General features: G+C 68.5%; 25 protein-coding genes. 17 read left to right on the top strand and 8 right to left on the bottom strand.

What is annotated here, in order from left to right; translation table 11 throughout:
- The first annotated feature begins 497 nt into the window (after positions 1-497).
- Positions 498-1,232, top strand: coding sequence for a haloacid dehalogenase-like hydrolase (locus tag AB0A90_RS17200; RefSeq protein WP_357248214.1), 735 nt, complete (start codon positions 498-500; stop codon positions 1,230-1,232).
- On the opposite strand, the gene AB0A90_RS17195 is transcribed toward AB0A90_RS17200, so the two are convergent.
- The gene (locus tag AB0A90_RS17195) at positions 1,229-2,491 is read right to left on the bottom strand and encodes a helix-turn-helix transcriptional regulator (protein ID WP_357248211.1); all 1,263 of its coding nucleotides are present in this window, start codon (positions 2,489-2,491) and stop codon (positions 1,229-1,231) included. The two genes, AB0A90_RS17200 and AB0A90_RS17195, sit on opposite strands and share 4 nt — an antisense overlap.
- Before the next feature lie 161 nt (positions 2,492-2,652).
- Here AB0A90_RS17195 and AB0A90_RS17190 point away from each other — a divergent pair, with 161 nt between their 5' ends.
- Positions 2,653-3,270: a CYTH domain-containing protein gene (locus AB0A90_RS17190; RefSeq protein ID WP_357248208.1), complete on the top strand. Its 618-nt coding sequence runs from the start codon at positions 2,653-2,655 to the stop codon at positions 3,268-3,270.
- A gap of 328 nt (positions 3,271-3,598) precedes the next feature.
- Here AB0A90_RS17190 and AB0A90_RS17185 read toward each other — a convergent pair whose 3' ends face one another.
- The 7 genes from AB0A90_RS17185 to AB0A90_RS17155 all read right to left on the bottom strand — a co-directional run bounded on the left by AB0A90_RS17185 (position 3,599) and on the right by AB0A90_RS17155 (position 10,383).
- Positions 3,599-4,057 carry a DUF296 domain-containing protein gene (locus tag AB0A90_RS17185; protein ID WP_357248204.1) on the bottom strand — a complete coding sequence of 153 codons (459 nt, stop codon included), beginning with the start codon at positions 4,055-4,057 and terminating at the stop codon, positions 3,599-3,601.
- A 10-nt stretch (positions 4,058-4,067) separates the two neighbouring features.
- Complete coding sequence (locus AB0A90_RS17180) at positions 4,068-5,090, bottom strand: asparaginase (protein ID WP_357248201.1); 1,023 nt, start codon at positions 5,088-5,090, stop codon at positions 4,068-4,070.
- A gap of 72 nt (positions 5,091-5,162) precedes the next feature.
- Positions 5,163-6,683, bottom strand: a complete 1,521-nt coding sequence (locus AB0A90_RS17175) for a helix-turn-helix transcriptional regulator (RefSeq protein ID WP_357248198.1) — start codon at positions 6,681-6,683, stop codon at positions 5,163-5,165.
- Positions 6,684-6,896: 213 nt separating this feature from the next.
- Positions 6,897-7,691: an endonuclease/exonuclease/phosphatase family protein gene (locus AB0A90_RS17170; RefSeq protein ID WP_357248195.1), complete on the bottom strand. Its 795-nt coding sequence runs from the start codon at positions 7,689-7,691 to the stop codon at positions 6,897-6,899.
- Between the two features lie 15 nt (positions 7,692-7,706).
- The gene (gene tmk / locus AB0A90_RS17165) at positions 7,707-8,306 is read right to left on the bottom strand and encodes a dTMP kinase (RefSeq protein ID WP_357248193.1); all 600 of its coding nucleotides are present in this window, start codon (positions 8,304-8,306) and stop codon (positions 7,707-7,709) included.
- Positions 8,303-9,406 carry a radical SAM protein gene (locus AB0A90_RS17160; RefSeq protein WP_357248190.1) on the bottom strand — a complete coding sequence of 368 codons (1,104 nt, stop codon included), beginning with the start codon at positions 9,404-9,406 and terminating at the stop codon, positions 8,303-8,305. The genes tmk and AB0A90_RS17160 overlap by 4 nt, the downstream gene beginning before the upstream one ends.
- Entirely contained in the window at positions 9,403-10,383 is a 981-nt protein-coding gene (locus AB0A90_RS17155; protein ID WP_357248188.1) for an aminoglycoside phosphotransferase, read from the bottom strand. Before AB0A90_RS17155 ends, AB0A90_RS17160 begins: the two co-directional genes overlap by 4 nt.
- Positions 10,384-11,415: 1,032 nt before the next feature.
- Between AB0A90_RS17155 and AB0A90_RS17150 the strand changes: the two genes are divergently transcribed.
- The 15 genes from AB0A90_RS17150 to AB0A90_RS17080 all read left to right on the top strand — a co-directional run bounded on the left by AB0A90_RS17150 (position 11,416) and on the right by AB0A90_RS17080 (position 25,619).
- Positions 11,416-13,800 (top strand): sensor histidine kinase, encoded by a 2,385-nt coding sequence (locus AB0A90_RS17150; protein WP_357248185.1) that lies wholly within the window; start codon positions 11,416-11,418, stop codon positions 13,798-13,800.
- Entirely contained in the window at positions 13,797-14,219 is a 423-nt protein-coding gene (locus tag AB0A90_RS17145) for a roadblock/LC7 domain-containing protein (RefSeq protein WP_357248184.1), read from the top strand. Before AB0A90_RS17150 ends, AB0A90_RS17145 begins: the two co-directional genes overlap by 4 nt.
- 56 nt (positions 14,220-14,275) lie before the next feature.
- On the top strand, positions 14,276-14,878 hold the full coding sequence (locus AB0A90_RS17140) for an ATP/GTP-binding protein (RefSeq protein ID WP_357248181.1): 603 nt from the start codon (positions 14,276-14,278) through the stop codon (positions 14,876-14,878).
- Positions 14,879-14,943: 65 nt separating this feature from the next.
- Positions 14,944-16,089 carry an ABC transporter substrate-binding protein gene (locus tag AB0A90_RS17135; protein WP_357248771.1) on the top strand — a complete coding sequence of 382 codons (1,146 nt, stop codon included), beginning with the start codon at positions 14,944-14,946 and terminating at the stop codon, positions 16,087-16,089.
- Between the two features lie 11 nt (positions 16,090-16,100).
- On the top strand, positions 16,101-16,928 hold the full coding sequence (locus tag AB0A90_RS17130) for a class I SAM-dependent methyltransferase (protein ID WP_357248178.1): 828 nt from the start codon (positions 16,101-16,103) through the stop codon (positions 16,926-16,928).
- A 32-nt stretch (positions 16,929-16,960) separates the two neighbouring features.
- Complete coding sequence (locus tag AB0A90_RS17125; RefSeq protein ID WP_357248175.1) at positions 16,961-17,839, top strand: branched-chain amino acid ABC transporter permease; 879 nt, start codon at positions 16,961-16,963, stop codon at positions 17,837-17,839.
- The gene (locus AB0A90_RS17120; RefSeq protein WP_357248172.1) at positions 17,836-18,855 is read left to right on the top strand and encodes a branched-chain amino acid ABC transporter permease; all 1,020 of its coding nucleotides are present in this window, start codon (positions 17,836-17,838) and stop codon (positions 18,853-18,855) included. The genes AB0A90_RS17125 and AB0A90_RS17120 overlap by 4 nt, the downstream gene beginning before the upstream one ends.
- Positions 18,856-19,000: 145 nt before the next feature.
- Entirely contained in the window at positions 19,001-20,530 is a 1,530-nt protein-coding gene (locus AB0A90_RS17115) for an ATP-binding cassette domain-containing protein (RefSeq protein ID WP_357248169.1), read from the top strand.
- On the top strand, positions 20,520-20,783 hold the full coding sequence (locus tag AB0A90_RS17110) for a hypothetical protein (RefSeq protein ID WP_357248166.1): 264 nt from the start codon (positions 20,520-20,522) through the stop codon (positions 20,781-20,783). Before AB0A90_RS17115 ends, AB0A90_RS17110 begins: the two co-directional genes overlap by 11 nt.
- A 229-nt stretch (positions 20,784-21,012) precedes the next feature.
- Positions 21,013-21,246, top strand: coding sequence for a hypothetical protein (locus AB0A90_RS17105; protein ID WP_357248163.1), 234 nt, complete (start codon positions 21,013-21,015; stop codon positions 21,244-21,246).
- Positions 21,247-21,529: 283 nt separating this feature from the next.
- Complete coding sequence (locus tag AB0A90_RS17100; RefSeq protein ID WP_357248161.1) at positions 21,530-22,198, top strand: hypothetical protein; 669 nt, start codon at positions 21,530-21,532, stop codon at positions 22,196-22,198.
- A 27-nt stretch (positions 22,199-22,225) separates the two neighbouring features.
- Positions 22,226-23,368, top strand: a complete 1,143-nt coding sequence (locus AB0A90_RS17095) for a tetratricopeptide repeat protein (protein ID WP_357248158.1) — start codon at positions 22,226-22,228, stop codon at positions 23,366-23,368.
- Entirely contained in the window at positions 23,365-24,102 is a 738-nt protein-coding gene (locus AB0A90_RS17090) for a hypothetical protein (protein WP_357248155.1), read from the top strand. The genes AB0A90_RS17095 and AB0A90_RS17090 overlap by 4 nt, the downstream gene beginning before the upstream one ends.
- Before the next feature lie 212 nt (positions 24,103-24,314).
- On the top strand, positions 24,315-24,575 hold the full coding sequence (locus AB0A90_RS17085; RefSeq protein WP_357248152.1) for a hypothetical protein: 261 nt from the start codon (positions 24,315-24,317) through the stop codon (positions 24,573-24,575).
- A 153-nt stretch (positions 24,576-24,728) separates the two neighbouring features.
- Positions 24,729-25,619: a hypothetical protein gene (locus AB0A90_RS17080; protein WP_357248149.1), complete on the top strand. Its 891-nt coding sequence runs from the start codon at positions 24,729-24,731 to the stop codon at positions 25,617-25,619.
- Positions 25,620-25,674: the final 55 nt, after the last annotated feature.

Genomic DNA, 25,674 nt, shown 5'->3' with positions numbered 1-25,674 from the left:
TAGAGGGCCCGCCCGCGAGTTGGAGGGTAGCCGGGCATGGCGACATGGCCCAGGGGCGATTGACGCGGGGCGGCGCTGGCTGGTGGGCCGGTTTCAGGCGGTTGGGCTGTGATCGGGAAGGGGGCCGTGCCGTGCGGTGCCGCGACAGCGCGGATAACCCGGCCCGGCCTTTCGGGTAAAGCCCATTGACCATCGCCGACCCCGACCGCTGTCGGGTAGGCCTGACACCCGATTACGACAATCCGCTGACATCGACATCGACATCGACAGCCGTCGCTCAGCTCAGCGCCCCAGCCGACGTGGCGCTCCCGCTGGCCGAGGCTTGCATGGTGGTTAGTTCCACGGGCGTGCTTCGAGGGGTCAGTTCGCCACCCCTGCACCAGCTGGCAGCAGACAACCACTGCTTCGTCAGAGCGAGGGGAACTCAGCCAAGATCCAGTCGCGCTGCCCGTGCCCGTGCCCGTGCCCGTGCCCGTGCCCCGTGCGACGATGGTTCTGTGAACCACAGCAGCGCCGGCTTGGTCATCTGGGACGTCGACGGGACGCTCATCCCTGCGGATTTGCGTTGGTTGACGCGCGCGATCGCTCGTGCGTACGGCATGGCCGAGTCCGAGGTTGCCTTCCCCGACAAGAAGGTGCACGGCTATACGGACGAGTCGATTGCCATCGATGCGGCCATCACCTCGGGCGTCGATTCGTTGGCTGCGGAGGCCGGCATACCCGCCTTCCGTGAGGCCATCGCCGCAGTCATGCAAGAGGGCCGGCGGGAGTTGGCTGAGGTGCAGCCACCGTATCCAGGTGCTGCGGCGAGCATCGCGGAGCTGCACGGCCATGGTTTCGACCAGACCGTGCTGACCGGCAACCTGCGTTCGGCCGCAGAGGTGAAGCTGCAGGTGTCGGGCTTGGACGAGTTTCTCGATCTCCGCATCGGCGGGTTCGGGTCGGACGCTCGAGACCGCTTCCAACTCCCGGCGGTCGTAGCTCAGCGCTACTCCGCGGTCTACGGCGTCCCGCTCGATTCCGCTCGGGTGCTCGTCATCGGGGATGCGCCGAACGATATCGCTTGCGCACGTCACGCCGGCTTCCGTGTCGCTGTCGTCGCTCACCGGATTGGGCGTCAGGAGCTGGCATCCTACGAGCCTGACCTGGTTCTCGACAGTCTCGACCCACCGACGGTGGTGGCCGCCGTGAGTTCGCTGGTGAGTTCGGGCGGGTCGCCGGCTGCCTGCTAGGCGGCCATCTGCTCCTCAAGTTCGAGGACAATTGGCTCGTCGCGCCATCGGACCAGTCGCTCTCGGGCACGTTGAGCTCGTGCGATGCCCCGATGGTTTCCGCCGGCTTTCAGCCGGTTGTAGGTGTCACCGAGCAGGGCACAGGATCGTTCCAGCTCGCCGGTCTCGGCGTAGGCGCTCGCGAGGTCCACTGCTGCTGCGAGGGCGACGTTGACGTTCGCGGGGTCGTGTTCGAGCGTTTGTACAGCACTTTCGAGCACCTCCACAGCCTGGTCGGGCTGGCCGAGAAGGAGATGGCACGTGCCCGCATAGACGTGGAGGCGGGCGTTGCTCCAGTCGCTGTAGAGACCGACACAGTCAGCCGGTGACAAGTCGTTGACCGCTGCTTCTGCTCGCTTCAGAGCGGCGGTAGCCTCGCGTGGAAGCCGCAGGGCGGCATAGGCCTGGGCCTGCTCGGCGGCTATCCGAGCTCGTGCGGCGGGGCTGAGATCTTTAGATGCCTGGTCGGCCTCGTCGAGCAGCCGCAGGCCGATCATGACGTCACCATCTGCTTCGATCAGCGTGGCAGCTTGGAGGTTGCTCTCGAAGATTCGTGCGGTCGCGCTGATCCGGCGGTCACCGAGCCTGTCGCCCAGCTGGCGGGCGTAGGCGCAGTGAGCGATTGCGAGAGCACGGTTACCCTGCGCGCTCCACAGTCTGCTGGCGACGACAGAGGCTTCGGCGAGCATAGCTCCAATGTCAGCACGGATGGGCGCGCGGCCGGCTTTGCGGTAGAGCGTCGACAGGCATTCACGGTGTGCCTCGATCAGCCCGAGAAGCGCGTCGGGTGATACAGCCTGGCGTTGCTGCGCAAGCATGCTGGTCAGAGTAGAGAAAGTGTTCCACTCGCCTACCAGGTAGTCGCCGCCGGGTCGGCGGGCAAACGTCGAAAGAGCTGTGGAGGACGGCGGTCCCGGAGTAGCCTCAAGCGGCTGAGGTGCAGGCATGCCGCTCGGCACCTGCCGGGCGCTGATGTGCCGGATTCGGTCGTATTCTCGGGCCAGGCTGCCGCCGGTGCTCAAGATCTCATCGCTTCGGGACCAGAAGTTTCGTCCCACTCGCTGACGTCCGGTTTCCACGTTCGCGATCGTGCTTCGTCCATAGTTGGTGAGAGGCGCGAACGTCTCTTGTGTGTAACCGGCGACTTTGCGGCTGCGGGCGAGCATCTGACCAAGAGCGAGCCATGCCGCGGCGATTTCCTGCGGTGAATCGTTCGGCATCAGCGGCTCCGGATCGATACGACGAACGTCCGCGCGAGGCGAGACGCGGTGGCGTGAGGGCACTGTAGCTGCAGAGGCGTCGTGCGTCGGGTAGTCGCCGGCTGGTTCCAACATTCTTCCGACAAAGTTCCGACATCACCGTCGCGGTGTCTCAAACCCGCGTGATCGCGATCCTCGTATGCTGCCTGCTCGTGACCCGCGCGCTAGCCAACAATGATCATGAGGTTGAAGCCAAGTACCACGTCAGCGACTTAGGAGAGCTGATCAAGGCGCTCGCCCAGCGGCAGGTGGTGTTGACAGAGCCGTCGGTACAGGACGACCAGGCGTATGCGCCAGCCGGCTGGTCGTACGGGATGTCGAAGATCGGTGTTCCGTTTGCGCGTCTGCGCACGCAGAAGGGTCGCCATCTGTTCACCGTGAAGAAGCCGATCGACAACGAGATGGCATGTCTGGAGCACGACTGCGTCATCCACGACCGTGACGCGATGCACGCTGCTCTTGCCACAATGGGTTGGGTGCCAACCGTGCGAATCGTCAAACAGCGGCGAACCGGCGAATGGGACGGCGCGACGGTATGCGTCGACGTAGTCGACGGCCTCGGTACCTTCGTCGAGGTGGAGCGACTGGTTAGCTCCCAGCATTCGAGTGAGCAGGTGCAGCACGGGCTCGATGCGATGATTCGTTCACTGGGCGTGCCGGTGCTGCGGGTCGTGGACACCTACGACACGTTGATATGGAACCTGGCGAGCGCTGCCGGCAGGATGTCAGCTCCGGTCTGACGTGGTCAATCGACGCCTGACGCCGTACCGGCTGTGAACTTGGCCGCCACGACGGCTCTGCGGATGACACCGGTCAGCCTGAGCTGCCGTACCCTCAATCGGGCGCCCCAACTAGCGCTTCGCCACGCCGCCGCCTTCGATCTCGTTCAAGCGAACTGCAGGGGTAACCGTGCCGACGCGGGTGGTCGACGTGATGGGAACGAACTGCTCGCCACCCCATCGGGCCTGCCAAACCACGGCCGTCGATCTGCCCATCGATGCGCTGCCACACCCTCTGATCGAGCACGTCAACTAGCTTTCTTCGTTCCGCCGACGTGCTCGAGTGTCTTCAGGGGAACTGTAGGAGTGGCACTCCGTAGAGGTCGGCTTGGCGGACGCGCGTCATCGTTGGTTCGACAATCTCCACGATGATCATTTCGGTGAGGAATTGAACGGTCGCGGTGAGCAGATGGCTGGTGTGGGCGGTGGCGCTGTGTGCTTTCAAGCCGACGGTGAGGTGGATGTGCGGCTCGACGGTCTCGGTGTCGGGGTTGTAGGCGAGGGTGCCGCCGCCGAGGGCCTCGATATTGGTCAGGTGGACTTTGGTCCACACGGGGGCGTCGGGGTTGTCGAGGCGTTCGCAGGTGCCAACGATGTCCGCGGTGGCGAGGCCCGCAATAAACGTGGGGATGTAGCCCTGGCGGATGCCATGGGCGCGGCAGGTGCGGTCGAGGGCGTCGTAGAAGTCTTCCCCGTGGTCGAAGACGGCGACGACGGTACGTCCGGTGACGACTTCGCGGCTGCGCAAGAGGGCTCCTTCAGGCGGTCGGGGCGTTGGTGGCCGGCTGCTGCGGCCATGGCCACGGCTCGCCGGGGTAGGCCACGGCGCGAAACGCCGCTGCCGTCTCGTGGGCGGTGGCGCCTGCGGCAAGGGTGAGATGGAGCAGGATCCGGGCCTTGTAGGGGTCGAGGAAGCCTGCAGGAATGAGTCCCCGTTCGGCGAGATCCCGCTCCGAGCCCGGGAAGCCGTAGGTGCTGGTGAGCACAGGCCCCGCACTGATGCGGGAGGCGAGGACCACGGGGATCTGCTGGGCGAGCGCAGTGAGAGTCGAGACCCAGGTGTCCGGGACGTGCCCGACGCCGAAGCCAGCGATGACGAGGCCATGAAAGTGGGCTGCCGTTGCGGACAGGTAAGTCGCGTCGTCGCCGACTGTGGCGGTGTAGAGGCCCACGCGCGGCTGGCGTACGGGTGTCGGTACAGCGTGGCGGGGGGCGGTGTGGCTGAGGAAGCGGGGTTCGCCTTCGACGACGTAGCCAAGTGGGCCGCCGTTGGGTGAGGTGAATGCCTGAGTGCTGACAGAGTGCGTTTTCCGGACACGGTCGGCGGCGTGGATCTCGTCGGCCATGACGACGAGAGCGCCCCGGTTTCGGGCATGAGGGCTGGCAGCGACCCTGGTGGCGGCGAGAAGGTTGGCGGGCCCGTCTGGACCGGCGAGGGTGGGGTTGCGCATGGCACCGGTGACGACGATGGGCTGCGGTCCGGTGTGCAGGAGATGCAGGTAGTAGGCGGTTTCTTCGAGGGTGTCCGTGCCCTGGGTGATGATGATGCCGGAGGTGCCTGCGGCGGCGGTCTGGTGGACGCTCCTGGCCAGGTCAGCCAGGTCGGCGAATGTCAGGGAGGCGCCGGGGCGGCTACGGAAGTTGACGACGTCGACCGCGATGCCGGTATCGGCAAGGCCGGGCACAGCGGCCACGAGATCACTGGCGGTCAGTGCGGGGACGACGCCGCCGCCCTTTGCGGTGGTCATGGCGATAGTGCCGCCAAGCCCGAAGACCGTCACCCGCGGCGATACTCGCTTCCCCGATGACACTGTTCTGGCCTCCCCACGGCGACGATCATCGCTGTCGGAAGACTAGTCGGTCGATGCAGCGGCGTCGGCGAGGTAGCGGCAGGCGCGGTCGATGCCGGCGGTTGACAGATGTCTGCTGCGGGGTTGCACAACGGCGGCGCACCCCTGGTCGGCGAGGTCTCGGCAACGCCGGGCGAGCGTCTCCCAGTTCAGATCCAGGTACTCGGTCAGGACACGCAGGCGTGCGGGCGGAGACGCAGCGGCGATAACCGACCGGCCGCTGGCGTGGTTAATGGCCGCGCCGTACTGGCGCACGGTGCGGTGGTCGTCGGTGACGTCGACATGCCAGATGCCCTGGGCGCCGACCCAGTTGGCGAGCACCGCGTGACGGTCGCTGTCAGTCACGAAGCCGGGTGTGCCTGCGTACTCTGGCTCGTCGGTGATGACGACCTCGATGCCGTATGACTCCATCAGTGCCACCGCCAACAGCAGGAGAATCCGCTCGCCGCGAGGGGAGGCGTCGACTGCCGCGCGAGGAATGCAGAACGCGCGGATGATGCGGTGACTTCCGGCACGCGCGGCGGTGAGGTCCAGATACCTCTGCTTATGGGCGAACAGCAGCCAAGTGCTGGCTTCCTCGCCACGCTGTTCGCGGGTCCAGTAGGCGGGGGTCGAGGTGAGGGCGTCTGCGTGTCGGTGGATGTGTCCGGCGCAGAAGACCGACCCGAGCCACATCCGGCCGACGTCGCTGAGATCCGCGGCAAGATCGTGGCTGACTGCGGATCTGCTCATCTGCTCGTAGGAGGCCAGTTCAGCGATGGCCTGCTCAATACGCGCGTCGTCGGCCAGCAGCGCCTCGTCAAGGTTCGCCACAGCCCACAACAGTGCGAGGACCAGTTCGTCAAGCTGATACGCCTGCGGGATGACGAGCCGCGCGTCAGGGGCCGCCTGGGCGAGGCGTTGGCGGGCATGACGGGCGTCCAAGCCGAACAGTTGGGCACCCTGATCGGTTTCGATCCGCCCTACCACCAGACTCCGTCGCGGTGTGCGCAATAGCCGGTCGTCGCAATAGCCGGTCGGTACCGCCGCGAGAACTCGGCCGTCCTCGGCCACCGCAGGATGAACGTAGGCCGGTATCGCCAGTCCAGGGAAGAACCTGCCGTCAGGTGCCCACAGGTCAACGACGTACGTCTGGGGGGCAAAATCGCCATCTGCTGCGTGGGGCGCGAGCAAGGAAAGCGCCGTTGGCCCATGTGTCTCTGCGCGGGTGGCGAACGCAGCCCCGCGTGCACGTCCACCGTCGAAATGTCCTGCGGTGTTGCGCGTTACCAATACTCGGAGCCGGTCGTACTCCGCTGCGAGCACACCGCCGGTATCCAGGATCTCGTCGCAACGAACCCAGAAGTCTCGGCCGATGCTCTGGCGACCGCGCTCTACATTCGCGATCGTGCTGCGGACGTAGTGCGTCAGCGGCGCCAGCGTCTCTTGCGTGTAGCCGGCGGACTTTCGCGCTTCGGCGAGTCTTCTGCCGAGGGCAGCCCGGGCTTGGGCCAGCTCCGGCGGCGGGGCAACGGACACGATCACGCTCCGAGGAGGACGAGCGGAACAAGCCATCGAAACATGAGCATTGCAGGTGACCTACCGTCACCACCCTAGCCGGCATCGGTATGAAAACGTGCCGGGGCAGTTCGGGTTCATGAGGCTCAGTCCGCCTTTTGCTCTGCTCGGCTCCGTGCCGCAGCAGGACGGGAAGCAGACTCGGCGATGACCGCAAGGAGTATTCGAGGCCCACACTGTTCAAAACAGTGCTGGCACGGCAGTAGTTAGCCGCTCAGCAACGGCGCGCGGGGTGACGTTGAGGCAGGCGGTGAGTGCCGCATGGTCGGTGAGCTTCGCCTGGCGGGGCTGGTGTAGGTAGGTGCTGGACACCACCGTAGGCATGAGCGCGGCGCCGGCGTGGAGGTAGTCGAAGCGGTAGCCGCTGCCGTTTCTACCGATCCAGCTGTACGCCTGCACGTCCGGGTGCAGGGTCCGGTGGACGTCGGTGAGCTTGACCGCGGCGAGGGCGTCGAGGAATTCGTACTCGAAGGATTGGAAGCCGGGGTAGCGGGGTTGGTGGTCGCGACTGATGACGTTGTAGTCCCCGCCGACTACTAGGTTTGCGCGATCGTCGGCGGATAGCCGGGTCAGGGCGTCGGTGACGGTGTTGAGGAAGGCTCGTTTCTTGGCGAGTTTGGCTGGTGCCCGGTCGCTGGAGGGGACGTATAGGCCGACGATTGCGACGCCGGGATGGGTATCGATGGTGACGGCGGGGGCGCGGCCGGGCAGGGTGATTCCGGCGGTGAGGTGTGGGGCGGGCCGGGTCGGGATGCGGCTGGCGATAGCGCAGCCTCGGTCGGCGTCGAGTGAGGGCTGGTGGGTGACGGACATTCCGGCCGCGCGAAGGCCGGCAAGTAGGTGCTGGGTGCCGGGTCCGTTGCTGGTTTCGGTCAGGATGATCAGGTGGTCGTCGCGCTGGAGTAGCCAGGTCAGCAGGTTCTGCGCGCGTGCGAGCGCGGCGGCTTGCACGTTGATCGTCAGGATGGACAGCACGGTGAGCCTCGCTGGTCAGGGGCCGTCGGCGGGTAGCAGGCCGAGGATAGTGTCCACGACCTGCTCGGGGGTGAGGCCGTGGCAGACGACGACGTGTTGGCGCCACTGCTGCCGGTGCAGGTGAGCCGCCGCGTCTTGGTAGAGGGCGAGTTCCTTCTCGGGTGAGCCGGCGAGCTCCAGCCTGGTCAGTTGTGGTCGGGCTGCCAGGCGGGTGCGGATGACCTCTGGGTGATCTTCGAGGTAGATGACGGTGGCGGGCAGGACGTAGCGGTTGTAGGACCAGATCTCGCCGAGGTCGAGCCCGTCGATGCGTTGCAGCACTAGTGAGGAGGCGACGTACCGGTCGGTGACGACGTGCAGTCCGTCGTCGAGGCGGGGGATGATCTCTGTTTCGATGTGCGCGGCCCGGTCGGCGGCCAGGGCGAGAGCCAGGGCCTTGCCATGCAGGAAGGATTCCTGCCGACGCAGGAGTTGGCCCAGCGGTGTGCGGGTCGGCTCGCCGGTCAGGTGGACCCCGGCCGATCCGTGTTCGGCGAGACGGTCGGCCAGGAGGCGGGCAATAGTGGTTTTGCCGACGCCATTCGGGCCCTCGACGGCGATGAACAGACTGCTCACCCCTTCGACAGGGACAGCGGCAGCAGGCGACGGCCGTTGGGTGCCGTGATGGGGCACTGCTCGGTGTCGACGTCGCCGATGCGTCCACCTGCGGCGACGACCGCGGCGGGGCAACCCTTGCCGCACTGTCCGACTATCTTGCAGGAGCCGCAGGTCGGGTTGGCGCCGAGTTGGTAGCGGGTGTGGAAGTCGTAGGCGTCGAGGCTGGGGGCGGCCTCCCCGTCGAGGATGTTGCCGGTCAGGAACTCGGTGTCACTGTGCGCTGAGGCGGGTGTGCGGGCGGCGAAGACCAGGTAGGGGCAGACGGCGACCTGCCCGTCGACGAAGACGTAGATCAGCTTGCCGGCGTCGCAGCCACCCAGCGGCAGGTTGTCGTTGGGGAAGCGGATGCGGACGAGATCGAGCTGGTCAGCGAAACGGTCGGTCACCGCCCGGATCGCGTCCATGGCAGCGGCGGTCGCGGCGAGCTTGCCGCGGCTCTTCACTCCTCGCCCGAAGGAGGAGAGCGGGTTCATCAGCACGTATTCGGCGCCGACGTCGACGGCGAACGCGCACAGATCGGCGAACTCGTCCGGCGTGGTTAGCGCGTTGGGCGTGGACAGCAGGCCCTTGAGCAGGCCGGCGTCGGCGAACTTGCGGGTGGTCGCGACGGTGGTGTCGAACGACGACCGGTCGCCGCGGAACTTGCCGTGGCTTTCGGGCCGGAATCCGTCGAAGGAGACGTTGATATGTACGTTGCCGAGGGCGGCCAGGGCGTCGATGTCGGCGTCGCGGGTCAGCGTCGCGTTGGTGCAGATGCTGACAGGTAGGTCTTGGGCGGCTACTGCCTGGCACATGGCGATCAGGTCGGGGTGCACGAAGGGCTCGCCCCCGGTGAGCGTGAGGCGTTCGACGCGTGCGTCGAGCAGCCGCGGCAGCACGCGGGTGGTGAAGTCGACCAGGGACAGGTCGGACCCGGCGGCAGTCGATGAGACGAAGCAGTGGGCGCAGTGCAGGTTGCACCGTTCGGTCACCTGCACCAGCGCCTTGCGCCCGTCGCCACCGACGGAGGTGCGGAAATAGCAGGACGAGGCGTGGGTGTCGACGATGAGGCGCTTCACGAGGATCTTCCTGCAGTAGGTGATGGGCGGCTGGCGCCGATGAGCGGCGGTGCTCCGAGTAGGTCCACTGCGGCCCGGAGTTGCCGGAGGACGAGTTGGGTATGGCGCCGATCGGCAGAAGCTTGGTGGTGGCCAGCGGCGGCGGTAGTGAGCAGCCACCAGGCTGCCCACACCCGGTGCCAGCCCAGCGCCCATCGGGCAGCGGGAAGCCCGCCCCGGTCGGCTTCGGCGTCGGGATGGCCGCCTGCGGCGATGTAGGCATGGATGAGTTTGGTGAGGAGCCGGGGTTCGGTGGATGTGCGGGTACCGAACCAGGTGGCCAGGTCGAGTAGTCCCGGTCCGGTGAATGCCTTGGCCCAGTCGATCAGGCGGCTGCCGGTGCGGGTGAGGTGCAGCGACGTGCGGTGGAATTCGCCGTGGCACAGCCCGAACGGTGGTCGCTCGGCACCGTCGGCTCTGTGTCGTGCGGTGGCAGCCAGTCGGTGCAGCGCCGCCTCGATCCCTGCCGCGTCGTGGATGAAGTGCCCTTGTCGACGGAGCTCGTCTAACGCATCGAGTCCTTGCCTCGGCAGCCGCGCCAGACCTGCTTCGTCGAAGGTCCGGAGGTTGGGGACGCCCGCAGTGGCGTGAGTCCACTGGGCGGCGGCGGCAGCTTCCGCGAACGTCGCGGTCCGGTTCGGCTCGCTAAGGTCTTCCATCAGCATGCCCAGCCCATCAGGGCGCATCGTGTAGCCGTCCAGCAGCGGGACTGGGGCTTGCTGGTTGTTGAGCGAGCGAAGGACGGTCGCTTCGTCGGTGAACGGTGCGGTGGTGAGCTTGCAGATCAGGCTGCTGCCATCGGGGAAGAACCAGCGCTCGACCGAGGACATCTCCCACTCGTGGATGATGTGTCGCCGCGCGGGTACCCGTCGGGATGCGGCGAGCAGGTCGCCTCGGAGTTGGGTGAGGATGTGCTCGTCGAGCATGGTGCTGTTCACCGTGCGCCTACGCGTAGCGCACAAGCGGTGGCAATCTCAAGCGGAGCGCAGGCGACGTCGAGGTGCCCCGACGTGCTGACTGTCTCCCGAGGTTGTGCAGCGCGTTCAAAGGCCCGGACGTGTGGCAGTGACCGATAGAGCACCGCTGCCATGGATGAACTGGCCATGGTGCATGCCCTCCCAAGGGGGTAGTGGACACAGCGGATCGCTTTGCCGCATCGCAGCTGCGGCCCCTCATCGCCTGCTGATTTCATGCAGCGGCGACGCAAGCATCAAATGCCGTTGCTGGCGCTGTCGATAAGGGTTGTCGTCAATCTCCGACAATCCGCCGACATTCATGTTTACCGGATGTTGCTGGCGTCGGGAATGTTGGCGGATTGTCAGAACCGCTTGGCAGGGCTAGCCGACATTGATCGATTTCGTCTTAGGTCGCTCTATGCCGGCGTCACCGCCGCCGCTGCGCTGTACTCACCAGCCAGCGATACCAACTCACCGAGGAAGGTTCGCCGTGCCTGTTGCCAGGAGGCTCATGCCTCTGCCGATCACGCCGCTGGTGGCGCATCTGGTCATCGCGCCGCACCTGCTGGTGTCGATCGGCCGGCAACTGTCCGCCGGTGGGCATGTCCACGAGCAGGTGCTTGGTACGGCGAACCGGTCGGCAACGAGTCGGCGTCCGTCGCGCGACACGGCGTCGAGTGGGCGTGCCCGCAGGGCCGTGCCCACGGGCAGCCGGGCGGCGGCCTGCTGTGAGCCACTTGGGAACTCCCATCGCTCGCAGACTCGGCCGCGGGCCGGATGTTCGCTGCGCCGACTTGCCGACTCACGAATCGGCCCACGCAGAGGTCGGGGTGACGGCTGCAGACGCGCCGGCACGGTACGGCCGAGACACGCCTCGGATCGCAACCACACGACGAAGGAGGCGCTGTGAGACGACCAGCCCTTCAAATGGCATCAGTTCGCCACCTGCCTCGGATACGGCTTCGAGATAGAAGGATCCGCACGAAGCTTGCGCTGCTGCTGGCACTGCCCGTGATGGCGACGATTGCGTTGGCGGGTGTTTCGGCGGCGGATGCGGCTTCTGCTGCATCGCAGACTGAGCAGGCACGGCAGCTCGTAGCGTTGGGAGGGACAGCCAGTCAGCTCGCAGCGCAGCTGCAGCACGAGCGGGTAGCTGCGGCTTTGGTCTTGACGCGCGGCAGCAACGCGCGGACGGCGGAGGAGTATCGCCGGCAGGCTCGGCTGACGGACATCGTTGCCGCTGAGTTCGCTGCCGGGCGGCAGGGTGTGCGGGCGCCACAGGTCCTGCAGGGTCCGCTTCAGCGGATCGAGGACCAGATGGCGAGCCTGGGGGCCTTACGCCAGCATGTGCAGACGAGACCGGATGCGATCAGCAGCTTGGTTGTGTTCCGGTACCGCGCGCTTGTGGCTGACCTCGTCGCTTACCGGCAGGGGCTCTCGCAGCTCGGCGTCGACTCGGAGACGGGTAATGATCTTCGCGCTGGTTCGGCGCTGTCGCAGGCGATCGAGTCGCTGGGACTGATGCAGGTCGCTGTCGTGCGGTCCGTCGGTGCGGGGCAGCTGACGTCGGCGGCTCAACAAGAGATTGTCAGCGCGGACGTCGGCTTCGTCGAGGCAATGGCTGCGTTTCGCTCTCTTGCGCCAGCGCGCTGGCAGGCCCGCGTCAATGCCGGTCTGAGCGGTGAACAGGTGCTCCAGGCCGAGCGCTTGCAGGGCCTGGTCGTGCGTGCGGCACCGGGCGAACCGCTGCGCCTGGGCGTAACTGCCTCCGGTTGGGCGGCAGCCGTGGGCTCCCGCATGGATCTTCTTCAGGCTGCCGAGCAGGAACTCGACGCCGAGTTGCTGACGTCGGTGACTCGCCAGCGTGATGAGCAGCGGCGCTCCATTTTCACGGTGTCGGGGGCTGTGCTGGCGTGCCTGGGCTTGATGGTGGCGGCGGGTTGGTGGGTCACCCGGTCGATGACCGGTTCCCTGCATGGGCTGCGCGCGGGCGCCACTGCGGTTGCGACGGATCGGCTGCCGCGGATGGTTGCCCAACTCAACCGCAGCGAGCTTGATCCGAGCGCCGTCGAGCGGTTGATGGCTGAGGCCGCGAAGCCGATCCCTGTGCTGGGCAGCGACGAGGTGGGCGAGGTCGCAGTCGCCTTCAACCAGGTGTTCCGGGAGGCAGTGCGGATCGCGGGCGAGCAGGCAGCGCTTCGCGGCACCGTGGGGGCCTTCATCCTGGCGCTGGCGCGTCGGCTGCAGTCACGCGCCGATCGGATGATGGTCAGCCTGGACGCGCTAGAGCGTAACGAGGAAGACCCAGATCGGTTGGAGAAGCTCTTCGACCTCGATCACGTCGCGACGCTGATCCGGCGAATGGTGGCCAACTTGCAGGTACTCGCGGGCGGCCGTGCTGGCCGTCCACTACCCGAGGACCTTGCGCTGCCAGATCTGCTGCGCGCCGCCGGGGGAGAGACCGACGATTACAAGCGGGTGGACCTCGGGTTCGTCGACGACGACGTTGTGGTGGACCGGGAGGTGGCCGAGGAGCTTGCGCACTTGCTCGCCGAGCTGATCGACAACGCTGCCCGGTACTCCCCGCCAGACACGCCGGTCGTGGTGGAGGGCGGCCAAGACGGAGATCTGCTGCGCATTCAGGTCCGTGATGTTGGCATCGGTATGCGGTCTGCGGCTTTGCAAGCCGTTCAGGATCGGTTGGCGTATCCGCACCGGATGGACAGCGCGGCAACTGAGCAGATGGGTCTGCCGGTGGTTGGCCGGATCGCTGAGCGTCTCGGCATCAAGGTCGAGATCGGTTCGAACCACGGTGAGGGCACCCGCGTCGATCTCACCGTCCCGGCGCGCCACTTCAGCAGAGCAGCGGCGCAGCGTCCAGAGCTAGCCGAAGCACCGCCACGCGCGGTGGTCGACGAGCGGACCCGGGAACTTCCGGCACTGTCGGCCCGCCTAACGGCACCGGTAGGAGGACCGCGGCCCCCGGCCTGGCCCGTCCCGGTCAGGACGATGCCCTCAACGCCGGCACCAACGGCAGAACCACCACCACCGCTGGCGATCTTCGAGCAGGTGTTGCAAGACCCCGTGCACTCCTGGTTCGCCACGGCCGGGGACGGCTCAGCCGGGGGTGGGCCTGCCGTGCCCGAGCAGTGGCGGGTGGCCGCGGAGCGTGCAATCGAGGCCTCACATCAGCCGGCGAGTGAGGTGACCAGGCACGGGTTGCCGGTACGCCGGCCCGGCTGCGGAGTCATCCCAAGCATTCCGGCGCAGATCCGTCGGACGCCCCGGCCGCTACGCGATCCGGAGGCGTTGCGCAGACAGATGAACTCAGTCGATCAGGCGCTCGGCGCGGCCGGGCGACGTACTCATCACTCACTCCCGGAGGAGTCTCCCCGATGACACGCCCGGTAGCCCCCACGACTCATCCAACGCGCGATCAGTGGGGCTTTCTCCTCGATGAACTGTGTAACACGCGGGGGGTCGCTCATGCCATTGCGGTTTCCACCGACGGACTGGTGATCGCCAAGAGCGCGACGCTGTCGAAGGACAACGCCGACCAGCTCGCCGCCTGTACCGCCGGTCTGGCCAGCCTGACCAGTGGAATGGCCAGGCTGATGATGGGCGGCACGGTGGAGCAGACGGTCGTCGACATGGCCGATGGTCGCGTGGCCATCATGTCGATCGGTGACGGCTCTGTGCTGACCGTACTCGCCAGTAGTGACGCGGAGATGGGCCAGGTCGTCTGGGAGATGGCCATGTTGATCAACCGGGTCGGTGGCGCGCTGCCGCCGGACCAGCGACCCGCCCCGCAGGCATGACCGGTCTCCAACAGCCGGTGGGAGAGCTCCGCCGCCCGCCCTCATCGTCCATCGCTATGGGCGAGCAACACATCGCGGGCGGCGAGCGGCGGGTCAGCTCCGCGAAGATCGTGGTGGCCGGTGGCTTCGGTGCTGGTAAGACCACCTTCGTCGGCGCGATCTCCGAGATTACGCCCCTGCGTACCGAAGCGGTCATGACGACCGCCAGCGTGGGGGTGGACGACACCGCCGCCGTGCCAGGCAAGACAACGACGACCGTCGCGATGGACTTCGGCCGGATCACCATCGACGACACGCTGATCCTCTACCTGTTCGGCACTCCTGGTCAGGACCGGTTCTGGTTCATGTGGGACGAGGTGTGCCGAGGTGCTATCGGCGCGATCGTCCTGACCGACACGCGCCGCCTGGATGACTGCTACGCCGCCATCGACTACTTCGACGCGCAGCGTTTGCCGTACGCGGTCGCGATCAACGCTTTCCCGGGAGCGCCCCGCTTTGACGACGGGGAGCTGCGCCAGGCGCTCAACGTGCCGGACACGGTCCCGCTGCTGCATGGCGATGCGCGCGACCGGGCGCAGGTCCGCCGGACGCTCATCGCCCTGGTCGAGCACGTCATCGCCCTGCGACGTGTCTCGGTCCGCACAGATCCCCAACCCTGATGAGGAGCCCCGTGAATCATCGACGACACCCGTCCCGTCTGCTCGCGTCCGTTATCGCGCTGAGCATGCTCGCCGCGCTGGCCGGTTGTTCCGGCTCAAGCCTCGACTCGAGCAGCGCCACCGGCGACACGATTCGCATTGGTCTGATGTTGCCGCAGTCCGGCCCGTACAAGGCCATCGGTGATGACCTGGCCAAGGGCTGGCAGCTCTACCTCGACACCCACGGCGGGAAGCTCGGCGGCCACCCGGTGCAGGTCATCACCGCCGACGAGGCCGAGGGCAAGCAGTCCGCGCTCAACGCCGCCCGCAAGCTGCTCGAGAAGGACAAGGTCGCGGTCATCGCCGGGACCGGCAGCGCCGACGCCGTCGAGTCCATCAAAACGCTGGTCACCGAGAAAAAGGTCCCGTTCGTTGGCACTGGTGGGCGGCCGTCGACGCTGACCGACGTCTCCTATATCTGGCACACCTCGTGGCTGTCGCGCGAGACCGGACAGGCAATCGCCGAGCACGTACGGACTGCGGTGCCTGGGCCGGTCTACGTGATCGGCCCGGACTACCAGGGCGGCTACGACCAGATCGGTGGGTTCGTCGACGCCTTCACGAAGGCCGGCGGGAAACTCGCCAACGACGACGGTAAGCCGGCCTGGACGCCGTGGCCGGCCACGACCAACTTCCTGCCGTACCTCAACAAGATCGCCGACACGGACGCCAAGGCCGTCTACTGCTTCTACGCCGGCACCATGGCGGTCGACTTCGTCAAGCAGTACGAGCAGGCCGGGCTCAAGGGAAAGGTCCCGCTGTACGCGGCGGGGTTCCTTACCGAGGGCAGCGTCCTCGCGGCCGAAGGGGCTGCCGCTGACGGGGTGCAGACGGTGCTGAACTACGCCCCGAACCTCGACAACGCCGCCAACCGGACGTTCGCACCGGCCTACCAGCAGAAGCACCAGGCGCCGCCGAACTTGTACAACGTGACCGGCTACGACGCCGCGCTCGTCCTCGACCAAGCCATCGCCGCCGCTGGTGAGAAACCGACCAGTGAGTCGATCAACGCGGCGATCGGGAGACTCGGCGCGATCGACAGCCCGCGCGGTCAATGGCGCTTCGGCAGCAACCACAGCCCGATCCAGCCCTGGTACCTGCGCAGAGTCGAGATCGACGGCCGCGCCCGCGCCAACGTCGTCGTGCAGAACCTGACCACCCTCGGCAGCTAGGAGATTCTCTGATGACCGCAGCACCCAACACCGACACGACGGCCAACGGCGGCGGCCGGTACACCTTCGACAACTCCTCCCCGGCTGCGGTCCGGCAGGTGAGGTTGCTCGCCGAGATCCTCGACGGGCACTCCACCGACGTGCTCGCCCGCAGCGGCGTGGAATCCGGGTGGAACTGCCTCGACCTCGGCACTGGCCTTGGCAGCGTCGCCCGGTGGCTCGCCGACCAGGTCAGCCCCGCCGGTCGGGTCGTCGCCATCGACGCCGACCCCCGACACGTCGCCACCCACGAGCTGATCGACGTGCGCACCGGCGACGTCACCACCCTCGACCTCGGCGAGGGCGTGTACGACCTCGTGCACGCCCGGCTGCTGCTGATGCACCTGACCCAGCGTGAGCAGGTGTTGCGGCGAGCTGTCGCGGCGCTCAAGCCCGGCGGGGTGCTGGTGGTCTCCGACTGGGACTGCACCCACCTCGACGAGATGCTGCTGCGCGGCCCGGTCGGCTTGGCCGAGCCGTTCGTGGCGTTCCAGAGGGCCCTCGTGGGCTTGGCTGAAGACAACGGCGCCTCGCCGAGCTGGGCCTACCGGGTGCCCGTGGCGATGCGCGACGCCGGGCTGGTCGACGTGGAGGCCGAGGTGCACAACCGGCTGTGGAGCGGCGGTGAGGCCGGATGCCTGCTGCATGCCAGCAACAGCCGCCAGATGGAGCCCGCGTTGATCGCGCGCGGCGTGAGCGTCGAACAGCTGGAGACGCTGCGCTCCGGGATGGACGACCCGGACACCCTCGCGTGGTCGTACCCGATGGTCACCAGCGTCGGCCGCCGGGCCGAGGACTGAACCAGACCACGCAAGGAGAGGAGGGGCGTGTCGTGGGGCAGGTAGCAACGTACGGGGTGACCGCGCTGGACGGATTGGCCTTCGGGCTGCTGTTGTTCGTCGTGGCCGCCGGCTTGGCGCTGATCTTCGGCGTCATGGACGTGCTCAACCTGGCCCACGGCACGCTCTACCTCCTCGGCGCCTACCTCGCCTATCTGTTCACCGACGGCAGCGTGCTCGGCCTGCTCGTCGCCCTCGCCGTCGGCATAGCAGCAGGTGCCTTCGGGGGCGCCGCGCTGGCTGCCGCGCTACGCCCGCTGGCCGGGCGGGGTCACCTCGACCAAGCCCTCGCCACGCTCGGCATCGCGTTCCTCGCCGCAGACGCATTCGCCGGCGTGTTCGGTGCGACGTCGCTACCCGCCGACCCGCCGATCCTCCTCGCCGGCCGCGTCGACATCCTCGGGCGCGGCTACCCGCTCTACCGGCTGTTGTTCATCGGCGTCGCCGCCGCGGTGGCAGTCGCCCTGCACTGGGCGGTGCGGCGCACCACGGCGGGCCTGATGCTGCGGGCCACCGTCTCCGACCCGGCCATGGCCGCTGCCACCGGTATCCACACGGGCCGGGTGCGGGTGGCGGTGCTCGCCGTCGGCGCGGTGCTCGCCGTCACCGCCGGGGTCCTCGGCGCGCCCCTGCTCGGGCCTGCCCCCGGGGTCGACACCCACGTGCTGGTGTTGTCGCTGATCGTCGTCGTCCTCGGCGGCGCCGGCTCGATCCCCGCGACGCTCGCCGCGGCGCTGCTGGTCGGTCAGGTGCAAACCCTCGGCGTGCTCGCCGCGCCCACTCTGGCCCCATTCGCCCTGTTCAGTGCGCTGTTCGCCGTCCTGGTCCTTCGAGGACACGTCGCGGCGCCGGCCGTCGGGAGGCCAGCATGACCACCGGTACTGCTACCACCAGCGCCGCGGTGCCGGCACACCAGACGGCACCGCCGGCGGCCGGCCGCCCACGACCCGGGCTCCGCGCGGGTCTCGCCGGGTGCGTCGGACTCGGCGCGCTGCTGCTGCCCGCGCTGACCGACGCGTACACCGTGTCTCTGGCCAGCACGGCACTGGTCCTCGCGGTGCTGGCCATGAGCACCCAGCTGCTCGTCGGTGTCGCTGGCCTGCCGTCATTCGGTCAGGCCGCCTATCTCGGAGTCGGCGCCTACACCGCGGCACTGCTCGCCGAGGCGGGCCTCACCATCGGGCCCGCGCAACTCGTCACCGCAGCGGCAGCCGGCGCGCTCACGGCCGCCGCGACAGCCCCGCTGGTGCTACGGACCCGCGCCACCGCGTTCCTCATGACGACCTTCGCGGTGCAAAGCCTCACCGCAACTATCGCCGCACAATGGAGCACCGTCACCGGCGGCGACGAGGGAATGCACACCCCGCCGGTCACCGTCTGGCCCGGCACCGCGCCGCTGACCGGCGCCGGGTACGTCTACTGGTACACGCTGGGCTGTTTCCTCCTGCTCGTCGCGGCCGTGGCGGTGCTGATGCGCTCCCGCCTCGCCCTGATGCTGCGCGGCTGCGCCGACCACGAAACCCGCATGGCCGCCCTCGGCCACCACGTCACCGCGGAGCTGGCCGCTGGCTACACCGCGGCCGGTGCGCTCGCGGGGGCCGGCGGGGCGCTCCTCGTCGCGGTCAACCGGTACGTATCGCCCGCCGACCTCGGCTTCGAGATCGCCGCCGTCGCACTCCTGGCCGCCGCGATCGGCGCCGGCACCATGACCGGCGCCGTCGCAGGGGCGATCGCCGTGGTCGCCGCCCGCGACCTGGTCGGCGGCGCCACCGGCGGCCACGCCCCCGCCCTGCTCGGCGCACTGTTCCTTGTCGTCGCCTACGGCCGGCCACTCGCCCGGCACCTCACCCGCCTGCGCCGTACACCCGCCGAAGGGAAACCGTCGTGAGCATCCACCCATGGGCATTGCGATGCCCCCACCCGACCAGGCCGTCCCTCGAACTCCGCGACGGCCACAACACCGGCCCGCGACCCAAGACCGCGACGGCCCCACCGCTGATCGCTGGCCCCCCGGGATCCCGGCGGTGGTGGTCGTGACCCTCCTTCGCCTCGACGCGGTGGGCCGCCGCTACGGCGGACTGCAGGCCCTGCACGACGTCAGCCTCGCCCTGCCTGCCGGGGCCCGGCACGCCGTCATCGGCGCCAACGGAGCGGGCAAGAGCACCCTGTTCGGGATCATCGCCGGCAGCGTGCGCCCGACCAGCGGCCGAATCCTCCTCGATGGTCGCGACGTGACCTGCCTCGGCCCGGCGGCCCGCGCCCGCCGGGGCATCGGCCGCACCTTCCAACACCCGGCCGTGTTCGGTCGGCTCTCCGCCGCCCGCAACGTCGCCCTGGCCATCAGCCGCCGCACCCCGCCCAGCGCCCGGTCCGGTCGCATCCGCTGCGGCGCTCTCACCGACCACGCGCACGCCGTCCTGGACACAGCCGGACTCGCCAAATACGCCCACCAGCCTGCCGGGACCCTGCCGTACGGGGTGCGTCGGCGCCTGGAGCTGGTGCTCGCGCTCGCCACCGCGCCGCGGCTGCTGCTGCTCGACGAGCCGTCGGCCGGTCTCGACCCCGGCGACGTCGCGCAGCTCGCGCAAATCATCCGGGCGCTTCCCCCGGGTGTCACGGTTCTGCTGATCGATCACCACCTTGAGCTGGTGTGGGAGGTCGCGGACACTGTCACCGTCCTGCACCACGGTCACCACGTCGCCACCGGCGCCCCGGACGTTATCCGCGCTGATCCGGCCGTCCAGGCCGCCTACCTCAGCGCCACCCCGGCCAGCGACGTGCCGGCCCCGAACACAGCGAGACCGGACGGCAACGGGCGGCGACCGCTGTTGCGTGTTCGCGGACTGCGGGTCGGCTACCAGGGCGCGCCCGCGGTGCGCGACGTCGACCTTGACCTATCAGAGGGGCAGATCCTGGCGCTGCTGGGCCGCAACGGCGCCGGCAAGACCACCGTGCTCAACGCCCTGGCCGGGCTCATCCCGCGGATGCCGCCTACCACCATCACGCTCGGGGGACGCCCGCTACCCACCGACGTGCACCGGATCGCCGAGGCCCGACTGAACCTCGTTCCGCAGGGCCGGCGACTGTTCGCCCTGACCGTCGACGAGCACCTCACCGTCGCGCGAGCGGCATCCCGCCGGGGCAGCGACCCCGGCCGCCCCTGGAGCCGAGACGACGTCCTCACCCTCCTGCCCGCCCTGCGCGAACGGCTCAAGCACCACGCCGCGCAGCTGTCCGGCGGTGAACAGCAGATGCTCGCGCTCGCCCGAGCCCTGCTGACCTGCCCCCGCGTGCTGCTCCTGGACGAGCCCTCCGAAGGCCTCGCGCCCGCCGTCGTGCAGCAGATCGCTGCCGCGATCACCGCGATCGTCTCTCACGGTGTCGGGGTCGTCATCGCCGAGCAGAACCTCACGTTCGCCCTGCCCCTCGCCGACCACGTTGTCGTCCTCGACCACGGACAGGTTGCACTGAGCACCGCCACTTCCCACCATGCCGAGCCTCTTGGTCGCCGCCTCGGCGAACTACTCGGCGTCACCCCGTCGGGAGCCGCACATGGAAACTGAGGACCTTGATACGCCGCCGGCTCCGAGTCGCTTCGCGCTTCTCGACTATCCCGACGACGAAGGCCCACCAACGATCGTGGGCTGGGGGCTGGCTCTGCCCGATGGGACCACCGTCGGCTTCAGCAAGCGCGGTGGCCACACCCTTTTCACCATGTGCGCCAGCCCCGACAGCTTGGCCCGCCTCCATAACGCCGACCCGGAGTGGATCGACAAGCCACCGCCCCTCCCGCCTCTCCCGCACAGCCCACCATGAGCCTCAGCGGCGGCGACCAGCCCAACGTCCGCCCTCTGGCCGCGGCCGGGCAGGCACGCGATTTCCTCGACGCTGCTCGCGCGGTACTAGCCGCCCACCGCGACATCGACGGCTTTTGCCACGGCTGCCGCACCGACTACCACCAGCTCAAACCCGCCCCCTGCGAGTACGCCCGCTGGGCCCAACGATCCATCACACAGCACAGGCCAGACAAGGAAGACATCCAGCCATGATCACGCGTTGCCAGCAGCGGTACGGGCGCCGAGCATCGCTCGCCCGTATCGCCGCCGTGGTCAGCGTCCTGCTACTGGCCACCACCCCGGTGCCGGGCTGCGCTATCCGCCCCCGCTGCCAGCTCTACGCCGACAACGTCCACCAGCTGACAGACCAGCTCCTCCACGACGGCGCGACGGCCGAAGACCTCGATCGTTTCGCGAAACTGATGGCCGACCTCACGACCTGACCACTGTCGTCGAGGTCACCGACGGCAGACCCGGATGCCGACGCTGAGGCGCCGGGCCAAGCCAGCACGCCATACCTACGTCCCACCGTCGTCCGCATCATTGCCCGCCAGTCGCGCTGAGCCCGCGCCCGGGGGTGCACAGGCCGGTCGCCTGCCCATCAAGGGGAGGGCAGGGGCGACCGACGTGGCCGGCGGCGACCGGCCCCCACTGCCGCCGCCGGCCACACCAACCCCGCAGACCATCCCTGCCTAATGCCGAACATGATCGGGAGCCAGAACGGACATGCCAACGCGGACGCCGATGCCCCGGACCCGTCAACCGGCGCACGAAACACACCAGACGCCCGCGCGCGCGGCGATCGACCACGCCGCAGCGCGGCAGACGCTCGGCGACCTCACGGACGCCTACCTTTGGGCCGTCTACGCCCGCACGCTCGCCCACCACGGCACGTCCGCAGCGGAGCAACTCGACGCGGCGGAGGTACTGGCACCCCTGGCCGCGCTGACCGGACACACCGACCAGGCCGTCACCGCCTACCGCGACCTGACCGACCTCGCCACCGCCGCACTCGGCGCCAGCCACGAGCGGGCCCTGCACGCCCGCGCCGGCCTGGCCGCCGCCCACCAGCGCATCGGCCGCTGCGGCCAGGCAATCCGGGACCTCGCCGACGTCTACACCACCGCCGAACGCCGCCACGGACCAGAAGCACCCGTCACCCTGAAAGCGCTCACCCAGCTCGCCTGCCTGTACCGCGACTGCGGATCACCCGACATCTCGCAGCGCTGCCTCAGGGTCGCCGCGACCATCGCCGCCCGCTACCTGACGAACGGCGACCCTCTTCGCAGCCTCGTCAGCGACATCGCGCGAATGCCGGCCAGCGAAAACCACCGCGCCGTCTGCACGCAGTTCACGCCGTCCTTGCCGGTGCCGGTCACCTCACTGGCCGCATAGCGACCTGATCAACAAGGGGAATGCACTATGCCGACGCGGTCCCTGCCGGTCGCTCCGTGGACGCCGGCGTTCGTCGCCAACACGGTGGCCGCGACGCTGAGACATGCCGCTGAGCGTGGCCTGCCTCCCGCGGTCAAGGAAGTGTCCAGCGAATGCGGCGTGTCACGGGCCACCATCGACGAATGGGTGGCGCGGGCACGAGCGGTGCCAGCCGCCCCGGTCCCACCAGGGCTGACAACCTGCCACCTCTGCGCCAACCGCATGATCCTGGTGCACCTCCCCAAAGGCCCACAGGTCTACCTGTGCATGCCCGCCTGCGGACGGGCACCTGTTCCGGCGCAGGCGTTGCGCGACGCGGTCGCTGAGGCGGTGCTGCACCGCGCCCCGCACCTCGTGCCACCCGGCAAGACCGAATTCGCTGCCGCGTATGCCCCGGGTGCCCTGCACCGTGTCGCAGTCGGGGCTGATCACACCGATCTGCACCTCACGTGGCGGTCTCACCCGCGGAAGCTCGTCGGGCCCCGGATGTCCATGGCGCAACGCCTCAGCTATGCCCGCGCCCGCGCTGATCACGGTGAGCACGCACGCGCCATCGAGGCCCTGCACACCGGGCTGCTGCTCACCGACCCCGCCGACGACATCTGCGCCCTGGACCTTGCCACCGCGCTCGCCGCCGCCCTGCTCGCGGAGCTGACCGTCGTCCACGCCGACCCCAGCACCGCACTGCCCTGGGCCGGGTGGGCGCACCGCAGCCTGCGCGGCCTGCTCGGCACCACCTCACCAGAAACGCACTCGGCCCTGCGGATCCTCGCCACCGCTCACCGCCGCACCGGCAACTTCACCGACGCCGCGAACTGCTACAGCGATCTCATCCGCCACCACCGCAAGGCCGAAGGCCCTCGGGCGCTACCCACCCTCGCCGCCCAAGCGACCCTCGCTCTCGTCCTCTATCAGGACGGGCACTGCATCCAAGCGCGTCAACTTCTCGCCCGCACCGCCGCCGACCACCAGGCCGCGCACCCAGGTCACCGCGACGGCCCGCGCTTGCGCCAAGAACTCGCCCGCCTGCGCGCCAGCTGCACAGAGCAAGGCCACGGCCACCTGGCCGGAATCGACGACCCGCTACAGGACTTCGCGGCGGCAACCACCGATGGGAGCTCAACGCCATGACTGATCGCACCAGCAGCGCCGATCAGAAAAACGACACCGACGCGCCGACCGGCGGACAGCAGTGGCGTACAGCGGCACGGACAACACTCACGCGACTACTGACCGACCAACTCGAGCGGGTCAACGTCAGCACCGGGAACCGAGTCTTAGACCTCACCGGCGCCGCCGACATCGCGCACGTGTCCCGCCTGGTCGGCGCAAGCGGACACGTCACTGCGGTCGACGCTTCAACCGGGACGGATTCGATTGCTGATCCACCGGGCTACGACATCGTGCTGGCCCACCGTCAGCCAGACCATCTCGACGCGCTCGCGCCGGTGGTCGCGCTGCTCCGCTCCGGGGGCTGGCTTATCCTCGCCGGAACCATCGTCGCTCCGCCGGTCGTCTACACCGCTGTCCCGGGTGGCACCGCCATCATCAACAAGGTCATCCGGGCGATCAACACCCTCACTCGTTCGCCGGCGGCCTGTCCCTCGACCGACGCCACCGTCGGGCTGCTCGTCGCCCTGGGCATGGACCAGGTGTGCGCCACCACGCATACCGAGACCAGCCGCGGCGGCGGACCCGGATGCGCCCTCTACCGCCACGCCGCCCGGCACCTGCGGGATCAGCTCACCGGCACCGTCGGGTTCACCAACGCCGAACTCGACCAGTTCGACAGCCTCATGCAGGACCCGGGGGTCCTGCTACGCGTCAGCAGCAACGTCACCGTCCACGCCCGCATGGCCACCTGATGCTGCCTTCCCCGAAGCCGGCAACCACGCCCGCCCGTCGGCATACCGCCGGGTGGGTGGCGGCCACCATCGGCTCACCGGCCAACGCCTCCGACCAGCCGATCCACGAGACGCCCGTCGCGACCGACATGTCGCTCAGTGACCGCAGCCCGTCCTGGGCAGCAGGCCATTCTGACTGAGGCGGTGAGGATTTGCGCTCGGACGGTGAGTCGATGGCGGGCAAGCGGCGCCGCATCTACTCGACGCTGCTTGAGGATCCCACGCGGACATGGACGGTGCGTGAGCTGGCCGCCACGGTGGATACCCCTTCAGAGGGCGCCAATCGTCTTCCAGAAGGCACCGTCCGCGACACCTTCAACGTGCTGCTCGCCGACGGACACCTGCGGCAGGTGCCACACCGGCGATCCCTGACGGCCATGCTCACCGACCGCGGGCAACAGGCACTGACCGACCTGCTCCGCACTGCCACGTAGCGCCTACAGACGAACGAACACAAACCCAGCGGCGTCCGCCGCTCACGTCCCGACTGTCAACCGCCCACACCAACGCCGGACCGCCTCAACGTCGAAGCGGGCCAGCATCAGCTCTCTGTCCACTTGCCTATCCAACGAGGAATCATCACCACGATGCCCATGCCCCGAACGACTACTCTCGCCCACCTGGCGACAGCGAGCGCTCTCGGAGTCCTGCTCACTGCCTGCCAATCGAGCACCCCCGCCGGCCAGACCCACCCGCAACCTGCGTTCGCATCACCACAGCAGCAGAGCACCACAACGCCTCCAAGGGCCGCCACCGATCCCGGCCTCACCCCGCGCGAACGCCTGCTGACCCTCGCCGGGAACGTTGGCGGCACACCCGCCGACGCCGCCACCGGACTGCCCTACACCTACCTGCACACCCAGTCGTGGACCCGCGCCACCAAAAAGATCACCCGCACCGACCTTCAGCGCTGGCGCCGCGACGCCGACGACTCCGGCCGCGAGGTGACCCGCCGGCTCCCCGACGTTCCTGGCCTCGCCCACCGCCCGACTCAGGCCGAGCGCGACGACTTCGCAACAGCTCGGAGGACGACCACCCCATACCGAGCGGGCGACCTCAAGGCGTACCTCACCGAACCGCTGCCCACCGACGCCACCGCGCTCGCCAGCGCGCTGGCCCCACGCGAACTGGCCGGTAGGCCCGCCTACCCGCGAATCCTCGTCCACGGCGTCACCGGCCTCGCCACCCATCAATACCTCAACCAGGACCAGCGCCGGACCACTCTGCGCGTCCTAGCCGCCGTACCGAACATCGCTTATCAAGGCGAGCAAACAGACCTCGCCGGACGGACCGGGCTCGGCTTCACGCTGACTGTGGACGGCTCCACGACGCAGCTCATCATCAAACCCGACACCGGTGAGCTCCTCTCCGCGCAGGAACAAGTGGCCGGCGCACGGCCGGGCCTGTTCGCCTGCGTGCTGATCCTTGACCGCGGCCACGCAGTCAATGACACCGAAACACCTTCCACCCAACCCTGATGTAGCCGGCTACTGACGGGTCGACGGGGCCAAATGTGCGCGAGTGGGACCGGTC

The organism is Micromonospora sp. NPDC049204 (assembly GCF_040647935.1).
In the GTDB taxonomy this organism is placed as follows: Bacteria; Actinomycetota; Actinomycetes; order Mycobacteriales; family Micromonosporaceae; genus Micromonospora.
This window is presented reverse-complemented; position numbering and strand designations above follow the sequence as displayed.

Coding starts and splice junctions, on each gene's coding strand:
- AB0A90_RS17195 (WP_357248211.1), bottom strand. CDS start 2,491: ATGCCGAACGATTCACCGCAGGAAATCGCCGCGGCATGGCTCGCTCTT.
- AB0A90_RS17150 (WP_357248185.1), top strand. CDS start 11,416: ATGGCGACGATTGCGTTGGCGGGTGTTTCGGCGGCGGATGCGGCTTCT.
- AB0A90_RS17145 (WP_357248184.1), top strand. CDS start 13,797: ATGACACGCCCGGTAGCCCCCACGACTCATCCAACGCGCGATCAGTGG.
- AB0A90_RS17140 (WP_357248181.1), top strand. CDS start 14,276: ATGGGCGAGCAACACATCGCGGGCGGCGAGCGGCGGGTCAGCTCCGCG.
- AB0A90_RS17135 (WP_357248771.1), top strand. CDS start 14,944: ATGCTCGCCGCGCTGGCCGGTTGTTCCGGCTCAAGCCTCGACTCGAGC.
- AB0A90_RS17130 (WP_357248178.1), top strand. CDS start 16,101: ATGACCGCAGCACCCAACACCGACACGACGGCCAACGGCGGCGGCCGG.
- AB0A90_RS17120 (WP_357248172.1), top strand. CDS start 17,836: ATGACCACCGGTACTGCTACCACCAGCGCCGCGGTGCCGGCACACCAG.
- AB0A90_RS17110 (WP_357248166.1), top strand. CDS start 20,520: ATGGAAACTGAGGACCTTGATACGCCGCCGGCTCCGAGTCGCTTCGCG.
- AB0A90_RS17105 (WP_357248163.1), top strand. CDS start 21,013: ATGATCACGCGTTGCCAGCAGCGGTACGGGCGCCGAGCATCGCTCGCC.
- AB0A90_RS17100 (WP_357248161.1), top strand. CDS start 21,530: ATGCCAACGCGGACGCCGATGCCCCGGACCCGTCAACCGGCGCACGAA.
- AB0A90_RS17095 (WP_357248158.1), top strand. CDS start 22,226: ATGCCGACGCGGTCCCTGCCGGTCGCTCCGTGGACGCCGGCGTTCGTC.
- AB0A90_RS17090 (WP_357248155.1), top strand. CDS start 23,365: ATGACTGATCGCACCAGCAGCGCCGATCAGAAAAACGACACCGACGCG.
- AB0A90_RS17085 (WP_357248152.1), top strand. CDS start 24,315: ATGGCGGGCAAGCGGCGCCGCATCTACTCGACGCTGCTTGAGGATCCC.
- AB0A90_RS17080 (WP_357248149.1), top strand. CDS start 24,729: ATGCCCATGCCCCGAACGACTACTCTCGCCCACCTGGCGACAGCGAGC.